The organism is Bacillus cereus group sp. MG4, assembly GCF_040460055.1.
GTDB classification, from domain to species: Bacteria; Bacillota; Bacilli; order Bacillales; family Bacillaceae_G; genus Bacillus_A; species Bacillus_A wiedmannii.
Window position 1 is genome coordinate 2,247,844 of the sequence record NZ_JARVGZ010000001.1, and the last position, 13,799, is coordinate 2,261,642.

Consider the following 13,799-nt stretch of genomic DNA (forward strand, 5'->3'; position numbering starts at 1 on the left):
TACGAGCAACGGTTTTTATTTTTCTTATACAAATGTAAATGGATCTGTATGTAATTGCGAAGCATGAATGTGTACATTGAATTTCTTTGCATCCACTTTTTCTTGTAATTGCTTTTGTACACCTTGCTTCATTACTTTTTCAACGTTATGTCCTGGGTCAACTATATTTAAACCGAGCATCATCGCATCATGAGCAACATGATAATACATGTCACCTGTTACATATACATCCGCTCCTTTAAATTTAGCTTGATTGATGTATTTGTTACCATCGCCACCAAGTACAGCCACTTTACGCACTTTATCATCTAATTTCCCAACAACTCTTGCGCCCTTCACATCTAATGATTGCTTTACATGTTCCGCAAACTGTCCAAGTGTCATTTCTTCTTGTAAATATCCTATTTTTCCAAGCCCTAATGTTTCACCTTTGTTATCAAGTGGATACACATCATATGCTACTTCTTCATATGGATGTGCCGTTACCATTGCTTTAATCACTTTTCGCTGTAGTGAAGCTGGAATTATCGTTTCGATTCGCACTTCTTCTACGCGTTCTAACTGCCCAGTTTCCCCGATATAAGGATTTGTTCCCTCTTGAGGTACAAACGTGCCTGTACCCTCGCTATTAAACGTACAGTGGCTATAATTGCCGATATGACCAGCACCTGCGTCTCCTAATGCTTTTCGTACTTCTTCTGCATGAGTTACTGGCACAAACACAACAACTTTTTTCATTTCTTCTGCATATGTCGGTGCCAAAACTTCTGTATTTTGCAATCCTAACGCCTCAGCAAGTAAATCATTTACCCCGCCCTTAGCAACATCCACATTTGTATGTGCTGCATAAATGGCAATATCATTTTTAATACACGTTTCAATAATTCTTCCGTACGCTTTATCTGTATGAATCGCTTTTAACGGATTAAAAATTAAAGGGTGATGCGCAATAATGACATTCGCCCCTAATTGAATTGCTTCATCCACAACTTCCTCCGTTACATCTAACGCAATCAATACGTGTTGTACGGGTTTATTAAGCGCTCCAATTTGCAGGCCAATCTTATCTCCTTCCATCGCCAAATGCTTCGGATACATACTTTCAAATAAAGAAATAATTTCATGGCCATTTGGAATTTTACTCATGATAAAACCTCCCGTATCATTTTCATTTTCGCTTCTACTTCCGCACGCTTCGCTTTTGTTTCTTCAGAATCAGCCGCACGTTCTAACTGCTTTAAAATATTTTGGAAGTTTTTTAATTCCCCTTCCCATTTTTCAACGAAAGCTTCACCTTTTTCTTTTATTAAAAATGGCCCCATAAATAACTCCGCTTGTTTATTCTCAGAATAAGGCACCGCGATGTTTCCTCGCTCGCCTACTAAAATCTCGTAAATTTTCCCATCTTCTTTTACGATTTTTTCATGGATAAGCTCCCATCCATTCTCAATAAACCATTCACGAATGTGATGCGCTGCAATATTCGGCTGTAAAATTAAACGAGTTACCCCTTCTAATTTTTCTTTACCACTTTCTAAAATGTCACGAATTAACGCTCCGCCCATTCCAGCAACCGTAATTACATCTACTTCTCCTGGCGCGATAACAGCTAATCCATTCCCTTTACGCACATCTATTTTATCTTGTAAGCCACTTTCAGCTACAGTTGCTTGTGCAGAGCGAAATGGTCCATCTACAACCTCTCCAGCAACTGCTTTTGTAGCAATATTATTTATAATTGTATAACACGGTAAATACGCATGATCCGATCCAATATCAGCTACTGTAGATCCTACCGGTATTTCACGCACTACTTCTTCTAATCGTTTTGAAAGCTTTACTTCATTCATGTATTTCCATTACTCCTTCTCTTGTCAGTCTGTCTCCATGATAATGAATTTATAGTAGTTGTTGCAAGCCTATAAAAACAATTCACTTCTCTATCACTCATCGTATTTTAGAAAATATAGAAAAACAAGCCCTTTGCATAAGCAAAAGACTTGTCATACGGAACTTTATTTTTTCTTCGATAACCAATCAGCTACTTTAGCGGCTTGATCAGCTGGAACTATATTGGCAGGCATATTTCCTTTTCCTTTCGAAAGAATTTCTTTAATTTCATCTTTTGAAAGTTTCCCACCAATTTTTTGTAAATTAGGTCCTACTGCCCCTTGTAACTGGTCACCGTGGCAGCTCGTACAGCTTTGCTTCACAATATCCTCTGGCTTTGATGCTGTTTGTGCTGGCTTCCCACCATTTTTTGCATCAGCTAACTCTTTAGATTTATTTAGCCCCTGAAATGAAAATACAAACATAACGATAATACCTAATGCTGCAATAAGAGCGAACGGAATCAGCGGATTACGTTTCATATCTCTTCTCCCCCCTCTATACCCCTAAATAGTTAGATGATTCAGTCATTTCCATTGTACTTGAAAACGTTCTATCAGAAAAGAGTAAACTACTAATCGTTAAAAATATTCCATAAATTCAGTTTATTGTTTTTTATTGTTATATCGCTTATTATTTCGATAATTATTAACGTTTCTCATCATATTTTTCACTTTTCTACATATATTTTTGTATAGAATACACAAAATTAATCGAAAAATCGAAAAATGAGCATTTGCAAATCAAAAGACAATTCTGTAAAATAAATTACAAGAAATTGTAATCGTTGCCCATAGCTAAAGTTTAACAAAAGTTAACAAAATAAAAAAGTTTACTTCACAAAGGTGAAGTAAACTTAAAAGTAGCCTATTCTAAGAAATCCTTAAGACGCTTACTACGGCTTGGATGTCTTAATTTACGAAGTGCTTTTGCTTCAATTTGACGGATACGTTCTCTCGTTACGCCGAATACTTTCCCAACTTCTTCAAGCGTACGAGTTCGTCCATCATCTAAACCAAAACGAAGACGTAGAACATTTTCTTCACGATCTGTTAGTGTATCTAACACATCTTCTAATTGTTCTTTTAGCAATTCATACGCTGCATGGTCCGCAGGCGATGTTGCTTCTTGGTCTTCAATAAAATCACCTAAATGGGAGTCATCTTCTTCACCAATCGGTGTTTCAAGAGAAACTGGCTCCTGTGCAATTTTTAAAATTTCGCGTACTTTTTCTGGAGCAAGATCCATTTCTTCACCAATCTCTTCAGGAGATGGTTCGCGTCCTAAATCTTGTAGTAATTGACGTTGTACACGAATTAACTTATTAATCGTTTCAACCATATGAACTGGAATACGAATTGTTCGTGCTTGGTCTGCAATCGCACGTGTAATCGCTTGGCGAATCCACCAAGTTGCATACGTACTAAATTTGAAACCTTTACGATAATCGAACTTTTCAACCGCTTTAATTAGACCCATATTGCCTTCTTGGATTAAGTCTAAGAAAAGCATACCACGGCCTACGTAGCGCTTTGCAATACTTACTACAAGACGTAAGTTTGCTTCTGCAAGACGACGTTTCGCTTCTTCATCGCCTTCTTCAATACGCGTTGCAAGTCGAATTTCTTCTTCTGCAGATAGTAAATCTACACGACCAATTTCTTTTAAATACATACGAACAGGATCATTGATTTTAACCCCAGGTGGTACACTTAAATCATTAAGGTCGAATTCTTCTTCCGCTTTTGTAATTTGGCGATTATTAGGACCTTCGTCGTTATCATTGTCACCAACTAAGTCAATCCCTTGTTCACCTAAATATTCATAGTATTCATCCATTTGATCGGATTCAATTTCAAATCCATTCATGCGTTCTGCAATCTCTTCATATGTAAGAACGCCACGTTTTTTTCCGAGCTCAGTGAGTTGTTCTTTCACTTGCTCAAGGGTCATTTCAGTTTCAATTTGTTTAGAACGAGCTGGTTTGTCAGCCATCTGTTCCCCTCCTTACGCGAGATACAAACATTCATTATACTAAAAATTTATCAAAAAAGCTATTTTCTCGCTTTTTGATTTTGTAAATATGCTACATAATATTTAGCAGCCTCTACAGGATCTGTTTTTTCCATTTGTTTTACCTTAAAGATGATTTCCATCTTTTCAAGTTTTTCTTGATGACGGCTGAGCGTCTCTAAATGGCCTTGTAACACTTCTTCTGTGTATTCTGGATTAATAAATTCATCCGTCGAAATATCAGTGATAATATTTTTCAACTTCTCATCAGAGAGCCAACTTAAAAATGTTCCGACTGAAGGTTCATTTCCCTTTTCATAATATGCGTATAGTTCATATAAAATCCCTTTATGTTCTTCTGTATGAAAATCTTCTATGTGGGATTCCATACGAACAGCCACTTCTGGACTTTGCAACATATGATAAATAATTTCTCTTTCTGCCCTTTCAAAACCTGTTAACTTCGGTTTTGTTTGAACAATTTGAGACGGCTTAGAAACCTGCTTTACTTGTTTTTGCTGTACCTTTTGTTCTTTGCGATATTGGTGCAATTGATTCAAAAGAGTTTCCATTGAATACGAAAATTCTTGCGATAATGACTTCAAATATGATTCTGCCTGCATCGCATCCTGTAGCAACGATAACTCTTTTAAAACACTTTTCACATATTCTTCTTTGCCAGACTCATCTTGCAAATTTTTCCCTAAACGCAAATAATTTATTTTAAAACCAACAAAACTTATACTTGATTTCACAAGATTTTCAAAAGCAGTTGTCCCATATTGTTGCACATATTCATCAGGATCAAGCTTATCTGGCAAGGATGTAACTTTCACTTGGCAACCAACTTTTAGCAATAATTGCCCTGCTTTCATCGTTGCTTCTCGCCCTGCTTTATCACCATCATAGCAAAGAACAACAGTTTCAACGTTACGTCGCAGAAGTTTTGCTTGTTCTTCAGTTAAAGCTGTTCCCATTGTCGCGACAGCTTCTTCCACACCACTTTTTACCGCAGCCATTACGTCGGCATACCCTTCAAAAAGGACCACTTGCCCACGTTTTCTAATAAACGGCCTCGCTTGGTGGAAGTTATACAACAATTTACTTTTATGAAAAATCGGTGTTTCAGGGCTATTTAAATATTTCGGAGTGTCATCTCCTAATGCCCTTCCACTAAACGCTATCACTTTACCTTGTAACGTATAGATTGGAAACATAACTCTTCCACGGAAGCGATCATAATGACTACCATCCTTCTCGCTTCTTATGAGAAGACCAGCTTGTTCCATACTAGACAGCGATAAACCTCTTTTTTGTAAAATTTTCGTTGCTGCATCCCAAGCAGGTGACGCATAACCAATTTCAAACTTCTCAATCATCTCTTTCGTAATACCACGTTTTAACAAATACGAAAGTGCTTCATTTCCTTCTTCTGTATTTACTAATAAATGATGATAATACTTTTTCAAAAGTTCATGAGCCTGTTGCATGATGACAGTGTCATCAGATATGTCTTCTTGTTGTCCTTGCCCTGATGTATACTCTGCAACCGCCATTCCATTTCTTTCACCTAGCTTTTGAACAGCCTCGGTAAAAGCCAATCCTTCCATTTTCATTAGAAAGGAAAATACATTTCCACCTTCTCCACATCCGAAGCAATGAAAAATTTGCTTATCAGATGAAACAGAGAATGAAGGAGAATTCTCACCATGAAATGGACAAAGGCCGAAATAGTTACGCCCCTGTTTTCTAAGTTGAACGTATTCACCAATCACTTCTACAATATCCGATGACGTCCGAATCTGTTCAACAACTTCTTCGGGAATTCTGTTCCCCATAAATCCATCTCCGTGTCGTATTTTGTATTCGATAAAAATTAAAAAATTCCTTTATAATTCGACAATATTTTTTCTAAACTTATTAGAAAGTGTTGTCGATCACGTTATCAAACGATTTTGTAGGCCCTTTTCTGCGTAATTTCGCAGATACGTACCTACTATATAAAATTGTATCCATTTGCTCACCTGTTACAAATGTACCTCCTGGAGACAATACATATACACTTTTTTACAAGAAGACTAGCAAGCACCATATCCTATGTGATCACGAGATCTGTTTTTTTGCATGTTGATACATATAAAAAATCAACTTTAGCTTATTCAGTATCTACATAGATCCAATTTCCCTTGCTTCTTCCTTAAACGATGAGCATACGATGTGACAAACAAAATTTCGACATGAACTTTCGTTCCAACTTGCACAGTTTTCAGCATTCACAGGCTATGCATCTGCATCAACTAATACGATATTGATGTTTTGCATATTTCTGTATTCTACATCCCTTCTGCGAATCCTTCCATAATGTGCGTTTTCTTGTATAGATTTTGTCGATTTAACGTAATTACATGTCTTTTCGTAAATCCTATCCCTAGTTTATTCTGAAAAATTAAAGTCTAAACGTAAAATATAGGTTTTTATCACAATTTTTTATTATAATATATTTTCTTCAACTACGCTACATATCCCTTTATTTTTTCATCTTCTATTTCAGGATAACGAAACCCTGCCTTTAGCATAATAAAAAGACAGAAGAATATAAGTATAACCACTCCGCTATAATCTATTACGAAATCAACAGGTATTATGTTTCTCACGAGCGAAAAAAGCACATTCACCTCTGGTAAATGTGCTAAAACAATTTTTGGTTTTGCACTGCATTCACAATAATGTTAGCTGTTTCTTCAATCGCTTTATTCGATACATCAATTACTTGACAATTTATTTTACCAACTACATTCTCAAAGTGATCAATTTCTTCTTTAATACGATTAATATTGGCATATGTTGCACCATCACTTAGTCCAAGTGATTTCAATCGCTCTTTTCGAATATGATTCAACTTCTCTGGCGTAATTTTCAAACCGAAGCATTTTTCTTTAGCCACTTGATATAACTCTTCAGGCGGATCTACTTCTGGTACGAGCGGTACATTAGCAACTTTCAAACGTTTGTTATGAGCTAAATATTGAGAAAGTGGTGTTTTTGATGTGCGCGAAATCCCAATCAACACGATATCTGCTTTTAAAATACCACGCGCGTCTCTACCATCATCATACTTTACAGCAAACTCAATCGCTTCAATCTTTTTAAAGTATTCTTCATCTAATCTACGAACAACACCCGGCTCATATCTTGGTACTTGCCCTGTAATTTCTTCAATTTGATCGATAAGAGGCCCGATAATATCATATGCCTCTACGCCTTCTTTCGCAGCCTCTGTCACTAAATACTGACGCATGTCAGGCTTTACTAACGTAAAACAAATAAGCGCTTGATTGCTCTTAGCAATCGAAATCACTTCTTTTAATGTCCCTGTATCTTCTACATACGGTACACGTCTAATATCAGGAGCAAATGGGAATTGTCCCATCGCTGCTCGAACAACCAAATCAGCCGTTTCTCCAACAGAGTCAGATACGACATATACGATTTTATTATCCATTATATTACCTCACTTTAAACAAATTACACTTATTCGTTATTTACTAAGTTTACAAACGCACGTGTAATATTTGTTTTTGTAATTCGTCCAATCACTTCTAAACCTTGCTTCGTATCTTTCACAACCGGCATCGCATCAATCTGTCTTTCTATTAATTCCATCGCAATATCATATAAAGAATCTTCTCTACGACACATCGTAATGTTTGGCATCCTTGTCATGATAATATTAACCGGAAGAGAGGTTAAATCCTGCTTTCCAAGGCTAGCTCTTAATAAATCTTTACGAGACACAACACCAACTAATAGAATCGCCTGATCTACAACAAATAAGGTACCTACGTCCTCTAAAAACATTGTACAAATCGCATCGTATACTGATACATTTTTATCAATTACAGCTGGCCTAGATTGATAATCTTGTACTTTAATTTTCTTAACAGCCTCAGATAATAGCTGCCCCCCGGTTTTACCCGTATAAAAATAACCTACGCGTGGACGCGCTTCTAAATAACCAGCCATCGTTAAAATTGCTAAGTCTGGTCTTAGCGTTGCACGTGTTAATCCTAATTGCGCAGCAATTGACTCCCCTGTAATAGGACCGTGATCTTTTACAATCTGAATGATATGTTCTTGCCGTTTATTCAGCTCTATGATAATCACCACCTTTAATGCACAACGAAAAAAGTTATACTATCTCTTAAATATTATATACTAAATATGCTATTTGAAAAAGATAGGATGTAAAAAGGACCGTATACGGCCCCAAATTATATTTGAAACTTATCAAGTTGTTCTAAGAAACGTCTTGACTTCAAATAAATCCCGCAATATTCATCATAATATGTATTCAATACTAAACGCATTTGTTTTTTTGTGCTATCCTTCACCGATACATTGCCAAGTCTATGTAAATCGAAGTGGTAGAAAAGACGTAATAATTTATGAACAGCTTCTCCCACTGGTATACGATACTGGTCTTGCTCAGCATGACGCGAGCACAGAAAACCGCCTTCCCGGACAGAGAAGGCGACAAAATCTGTTTCTTGATGACAAATCGCACATGTATCAAAGTACGGGCGCATCCCTAATACCGGAAGCATTTTCGTTTGATAAATTAATGATAATACTTCTGAATCAACACCCTCACACATATAATGCAACGTTTGATATAACATTTCAAATAAATATGGATTATGTTTTTTATCTTCTGTTGCTTTATCAGTTAACTCAACAATAAATGATGCATAAGCAGTTAAAAATATATCCTCGCGAATTTCTTTCATAGTTGAAATAATCTCGCCTTGTTGCAAAGTTCCAAGTCCAGATCCCATTTGAATAAGAAAATTACCATGTGTCATAAGTTGCGAAACAGATGCTAACCGGCTTTTCGGTTTTTTCGCTCCTCTTGCCATTGCACTTACCTTACCCAATTCTCTTGAGAATATTGTAACAATCTTGTTCGTTTCTCCGTAATCTGTCGTACGGATAACGATGCCCTCAACTTTTTGAAACATGTTCGTCACCATCCAAGGTTTGAACAAAACGGGTCAAGAAATTGGAGAGTCTAGATGCGCTAACTCCTCTTCATGTTGATCCATCTCATCGTTTACGTCTTTTTCCATTTCTTTCAAAAGCAAGTACGTTTCAATGCTTCCTGTTTTGGAGAAAAACTTCCAGGTAAAATCTAGCATAAGAATCCACCTTTCTCAATAAGCGTAGCCTATAAACCAATTTCCTTTGTTGTTATTAAATTGACCCATTTTGTCCATTTTCATGTGAGAAAAATTTTTCCTAATTTATCAAAACTCATAAAAACCAATAATCAGCGGATGAACAAAACATCCGCTGATTACAGCTTTACTCTATTTTAGTACTCGTCTTCGCGGAAACCAAGGTCACGAAGCTGAGACATTTTATTACGCCAATCTTTTTGCACTTTTACCCATACTTCTAAAAATACTTTAGAACCAAGTAATGCTTCAATGTCAAAACGAGCTCGCTTACCGACTTCTTTTAACATCTTTCCTTGCTTACCTATAATAATTCCTTTTTGTGATGCACGTTCAACAACAATCGTTGCGTTTATATAAACCGCTCCGCCCTCACGTTTTTGAATTGCATCAATAACAACCGCTACAGAGTGCGGCACTTCTTCACGTGTTAAATGTAATACTTTTTCACGAATAAGCTCTGAAATAATAAATCGCTCTGGATGATCCGTTACTTGATTATCTGGGTAGTATTGCGGTCCTTCTGGTAAATACTTTTTAATTGTTCCAATTAAAGCATCCACATTATTGCCATCTAATGCAGAAATTGGTACAATCTCTGCAAATTCATATAGTTTACGGTATTGATCAATTAACTCTAATAATTGCTCTGGATGAAGTTGGTCAATTTTATTAATTACTAAAAATACTGGTTGTTTCGTTTCTTTTAATTTCTCAATAATGAATTCCTCACCACGACCAAATCCTTCAACTGCATTGACCATAAACAGAACAATATCAACTTCTTTTAATGTCGTTTGAGCCATCTTCACCATGAAGTCGCCTAATTTATGTTTAGGTTTATGTATTCCTGGTGTATCAATGAAAATTACTTGTGAATCATTTTCTGTATATACGCCTTGAATTTTATTACGAGTTGTTTGTGGCTTGTCACTCATAATGGCAATTTTCTGGCCGATAATACGATTTAAAAATGTAGATTTTCCAACATTCGGTCTGCCAATAATAGAGACAAAACCTGATTTATAACCTTTTCTATTCATGTAAATCCTCCGCTAAAAATGCTCCTGGTAACAATTCTCCAACTGTAGTCTCTTGAACGTCACCATGTAAATTTGATAGGTATACTTTCGTATCCTGTTTACATAATTCTACCATAACTTGTCGGCATGCTCCACAAGGAGGTACCGGACGCTTTGTATCCGCTACAACTGCAATAGCTACAAACTCTTTATCTCCTTCAGAAATCGCCTTAAATAAAGCTGTTCTTTCTGCACAGTTACATAAACCATATGATGCATTTTCAACATTACATCCACGATATACTTTTCCATCCTGTGTTAATAATGCTGCACCTACTTGAAATTTAGAATATGGTACGTACGCTTGTTTACGCGCTTCGATTGCTTCTTGAATTAATTGTTTACTATTCATATTCCCGCATCCTTCCTGTCCACAGCTGTGAATAAGATACACTCTCTTATTAAAGGCCTTTACAGCACTTTCAAAGCTTCATAAAAGCTTTGGAATGCAACTATACCACATACGGCAAAAAGATAATAGCACCAATTATAACGGCTATTATCGCAAACAATAAAACCGATCCGGCTGCGACATCCTTTGCAATTTTCGCAAACGGATGTATATCGGTAGTCGCTAAATCTACTGTTTTCTCCACAGCCGTATTTACCATCTCTAAACTCATTACAATTCCTATTACAATAAGTAATACCATCCACTCTACTTTCGTAATATGGAAATAAAAGCCGCAGCATATAACAATGACTGCGGCTAAATAATGAATTTTCATATTTCGTTCATGACGAAGACAAAAGAATATACCTGCTATAGCATATCCAAAACTATTTATAAGTTTTCCTTTTTTCATCGACCTAATCCAAATGCCTCTAAAATTTCTTTTTGTCTTCCAAACATTTCTTTTTCATCCTCTTCTGTCATGTGGTCATAACCAAGTAAATGCAAAAAGCCATGTAACGCTAAAAAGCCAAGTTCACGATCAAAAGAATGTCCATACTCTTCAGCTTGTTCTTTCGCTCTCGGAATAGAAATAATAAGGTCACCTAACATACGAGGCATCTCTGCACCTACAATTTCCATTTCTCCTTCTCCCATTTCTTCCATAGCAAAGGAAATGACATCAGTAGGCTGATCCTTATCTCGGTAATCACGATTAATCTCGCGAATGCGTTCGTTATCTACAAATGTCACTGATAACTCCGCACCATCCTCTATTTTTTCCATTTGAGCTGCTTTTTCTAATATCTCACGAATTAAATTCACATATTCTTCTTTCACTTCTTCTGTTTCGTCAATGAAATCAATTAATAAACTCATTCTTTCTCCTTCTCTTCCGGTGGTTCCGGATATGTAATACGCGAATGGAAAATACCATTTAACGTTTCACATAACGTTTTTCCAACGATTTGTAGTTCCTTAAACGTCAAATCACATTCACTAAATTGCCCATCTTGCAGGCGATCTTTAATAATACTTTGTACTAAATTATTAATTTGATCTGGCGTTGGGTGATTCATAGAACGTACCGCCGCCTCAACACTATCAGCAATACCAACAATTGCCGACTCTTTAGAAGTTGCTTTTGATCCCGGATAGCGAAACATCTCTTCTGTATATTTTTCTTTATCTTCTTTAATCGCCTTATAATAAAAATATTTAAGTAATGTTGTACCATGGTGTTGTCCAGCAATATCGATAATTTCTTGCGGAATATGGTATTCTTCGAGCATTCTGACTCCATCTGTTACATGAGCAATGATAATATCTTTACTCGTCACAGGATCTAATTTATCATGTGGATTTTCAATTCCCATCTGGTTTTCAATAAAGAATTGCGGTTGTACTGTTTTTCCTACATCATGATAATACGCCCCTACACGTGCTAATACACCATTTGCTCCAACCGCTTCACACGCTGCCTCAGAAAGATTCGCTACCATTACACTGTGGTGATACGTTCCTGGCGCTTCTAACAAAATTCTACGTAAAAGCGGATGATTTGGACTTGATAGTTCCATAAGCTTCATGCTTGATACAATTCCAAGTCCACTCTCTAAATACGGTAATATCCCCATAGCCAAAACGGATGAGATAATTCCTGAAACGGAAGCCATCAATAATTGCGTTCCAATTTCAAGAGGTGAAAAATTCCCATTACGTAATAATAATAACGCCGCTAAGACGACCACGTTTAAGATAGAAACGAGTATACCAGCTTGCAAAATCATCGTGCGACGATTTTTTTCTCTTAAGAAAATGCTTACTGATAATGAACTTAACAACACATAAATACCTACACTATAATTCAGTGTACTTGTTACCCCTTCATTAAACATAATACTTCCGCACACAGAAAAAATCATACTTGTTAAAAATACAAACCGATCGCCAATCATTAGTTTTACAAGTATTGTTCCCATCGCAACCGGAACAACATACGCAATTCCTGCATATTCAAGCTTTTGAAACAAACTAATCGTTTTCATTAAAACAATCGTGATAGATAAAATTGTAATATACGCTAAAATATACGGTCTATCTTCTCTTTTACGCTGTAAAAATACTTCAAACTGCTTATGCATAAAGTACAGTAACACACCAATGAGCACTGCTAATCCAACATAAGGCTGAAAACTATTACCTTTCTCTAATAAACCGACTAATTTCAACTGATTATACATATCACTTGAAATTGTTTCACCTTCTCTAACAATAACTTGTCCTTGAAGAATATAAACAGGTGGAATTAAATCTTCTTCCGCTTTCTTCTTCTCTTTCGTTACAACCGGATCATAAAAATAATTTGCTGTAATCGCATATGATCCTAGCGCGTTCACAGCTTCCTTCAATCCACTATTCACATTGAGGCTTTTCATTTCATTAACAAATCGCTCTTTTGCTGCTATTTCTTCGGACATTTTAATATTTCCACCCATAATAACACTAATAGACGTTAGAGCCGCGTTCTTTGCTAATTCTAATTGATCCGGTTCTGCATTAATAAAATATAATAAATTCTCATCCGATAATTCCTTTGTTAAATTAGATGGCAACTTCTTCTTCAATTTTTCTAATTTATTTGCATCGGTCATCTTTTTTTGCTCTTCAGGTCCAGCAGCTTTCATCTCTTGAATTGCTTCATTTACCTTAGCAAAAACATCATTTACAATATCTACTCTATTTTGTTTATATTCACTTCTATATGTATATTGATCCCCAACTTTTTGAGCGGCCTCTTGTTTTTTTCTGTCCGTTATTACCTTATCTTCAATTTTAATAGGAGAATGAATTGTTTTTTTCGCAATAGAATACATATCAACATCTAATTGCTCTGGTTTTACATTATTCATAAGTGCAAAAAACAGCACTGCTCCTAATAAAACATAAGAAATCCAACTTAGTTTTTTCGAATGTTGTAAATTACGAAACCACTTAGAAATTTCTTCAGATCTTAACATGATTTCAATACCTTCTCCTCTCCAGAAATAAAGTGAAACTATTTATAGCTTTCATTTCTTCTAGCCAACGATACTTTTAAGTAACATTTTGATACACCAGCACCTATAGTTTATTTCTCTTATCTTTTATGATAGTAAAAAATATGCCGGTCGCCAACCTTAATAC

The 13,799-nt window shown here is 36.0% G+C and carries 14 protein-coding genes; all 14 read right to left on the reverse strand.

The annotated features are described in order from the left end of the window. Nucleotides 1–24: 24 nt before the first annotated feature. The 14 genes from QCI41_RS11840 to QCI41_RS11905 all read right to left on the reverse strand — a co-directional run bounded on the left by QCI41_RS11840 (nucleotide 25) and on the right by QCI41_RS11905 (nucleotide 13,633). Nucleotides 25–1,146: a Nif3-like dinuclear metal center hexameric protein gene (locus tag QCI41_RS11840; RefSeq protein WP_000036229.1), complete on the reverse strand. Its 1,122-nt coding sequence runs from the start codon at nucleotides 1,144–1,146 to the stop codon at nucleotides 25–27. After that, complete coding sequence (locus QCI41_RS11845) at nucleotides 1,143–1,850, reverse strand: tRNA (adenine(22)-N(1))-methyltransferase (protein ID WP_001006534.1); 708 nt, start codon at nucleotides 1,848–1,850, stop codon at nucleotides 1,143–1,145. The genes QCI41_RS11840 and QCI41_RS11845 overlap by 4 nt, the downstream gene beginning before the upstream one ends. Before the next feature lie 165 nt (nucleotides 1,851–2,015). Beyond that, the gene (cccA, locus tag QCI41_RS11850; RefSeq protein ID WP_000828141.1) at nucleotides 2,016–2,372 is read right to left on the reverse strand and encodes a cytochrome c550; all 357 of its coding nucleotides are present in this window, start codon (nucleotides 2,370–2,372) and stop codon (nucleotides 2,016–2,018) included. A 385-nt stretch (nucleotides 2,373–2,757) separates the two neighbouring features. Next, a complete protein-coding gene (gene rpoD / locus QCI41_RS11855) occupies nucleotides 2,758–3,885 on the reverse strand; it encodes an RNA polymerase sigma factor RpoD (protein WP_000764061.1) in 1,128 nt (375 codons plus the stop codon). A 59-nt stretch (nucleotides 3,886–3,944) separates the two neighbouring features. After that, nucleotides 3,945–5,741: a DNA primase gene (gene dnaG / locus QCI41_RS11860; RefSeq protein ID WP_000528234.1), complete on the reverse strand. Its 1,797-nt coding sequence runs from the start codon at nucleotides 5,739–5,741 to the stop codon at nucleotides 3,945–3,947. Nucleotides 5,742–6,592: 851 nt separating this feature from the next. Next, complete coding sequence (locus QCI41_RS11865; protein ID WP_000368941.1) at nucleotides 6,593–7,405, reverse strand: pyruvate, water dikinase regulatory protein; 813 nt, start codon at nucleotides 7,403–7,405, stop codon at nucleotides 6,593–6,595. Between the two features lie 29 nt (nucleotides 7,406–7,434). Beyond that, nucleotides 7,435–8,067, reverse strand: a complete 633-nt coding sequence (gene ccpN, locus QCI41_RS11870) for a transcriptional regulator CcpN (RefSeq protein ID WP_000583754.1) — start codon at nucleotides 8,065–8,067, stop codon at nucleotides 7,435–7,437. A gap of 107 nt (nucleotides 8,068–8,174) precedes the next feature. Then, a complete protein-coding gene (gene recO, locus QCI41_RS11875; protein ID WP_000487012.1) occupies nucleotides 8,175–8,921 on the reverse strand; it encodes a DNA repair protein RecO in 747 nt (248 codons plus the stop codon). Between the two features lie 33 nt (nucleotides 8,922–8,954). Continuing rightward, nucleotides 8,955–9,098, reverse strand: a complete 144-nt coding sequence (locus tag QCI41_RS11880; protein WP_000883924.1) for a YqzL family protein — start codon at nucleotides 9,096–9,098, stop codon at nucleotides 8,955–8,957. A gap of 176 nt (nucleotides 9,099–9,274) precedes the next feature. Next, nucleotides 9,275–10,180, reverse strand: a complete 906-nt coding sequence (gene era / locus QCI41_RS11885; RefSeq protein WP_001080239.1) for a GTPase Era — start codon at nucleotides 10,178–10,180, stop codon at nucleotides 9,275–9,277. Beyond that, a complete protein-coding gene (locus QCI41_RS11890) occupies nucleotides 10,173–10,571 on the reverse strand; it encodes a cytidine deaminase (RefSeq protein WP_001086293.1) in 399 nt (132 codons plus the stop codon). The genes era and QCI41_RS11890 overlap by 8 nt, the downstream gene beginning before the upstream one ends. A 100-nt stretch (nucleotides 10,572–10,671) precedes the next feature. After that, nucleotides 10,672–11,025, reverse strand: coding sequence for a diacylglycerol kinase family protein (locus tag QCI41_RS11895; protein ID WP_000715484.1), 354 nt, complete (start codon nucleotides 11,023–11,025; stop codon nucleotides 10,672–10,674). Continuing rightward, nucleotides 11,022–11,492 carry an rRNA maturation RNase YbeY gene (ybeY, locus tag QCI41_RS11900; RefSeq protein ID WP_000054689.1) on the reverse strand — a complete coding sequence of 157 codons (471 nt, stop codon included), beginning with the start codon at nucleotides 11,490–11,492 and terminating at the stop codon, nucleotides 11,022–11,024. Before ybeY ends, QCI41_RS11895 begins: the two co-directional genes overlap by 4 nt. After that, a complete protein-coding gene (locus QCI41_RS11905; RefSeq protein WP_046956328.1) occupies nucleotides 11,489–13,633 on the reverse strand; it encodes an HD family phosphohydrolase in 2,145 nt (714 codons plus the stop codon). The genes ybeY and QCI41_RS11905 overlap by 4 nt, the downstream gene beginning before the upstream one ends. Nucleotides 13,634–13,799 lie beyond the last annotated feature (166 nt).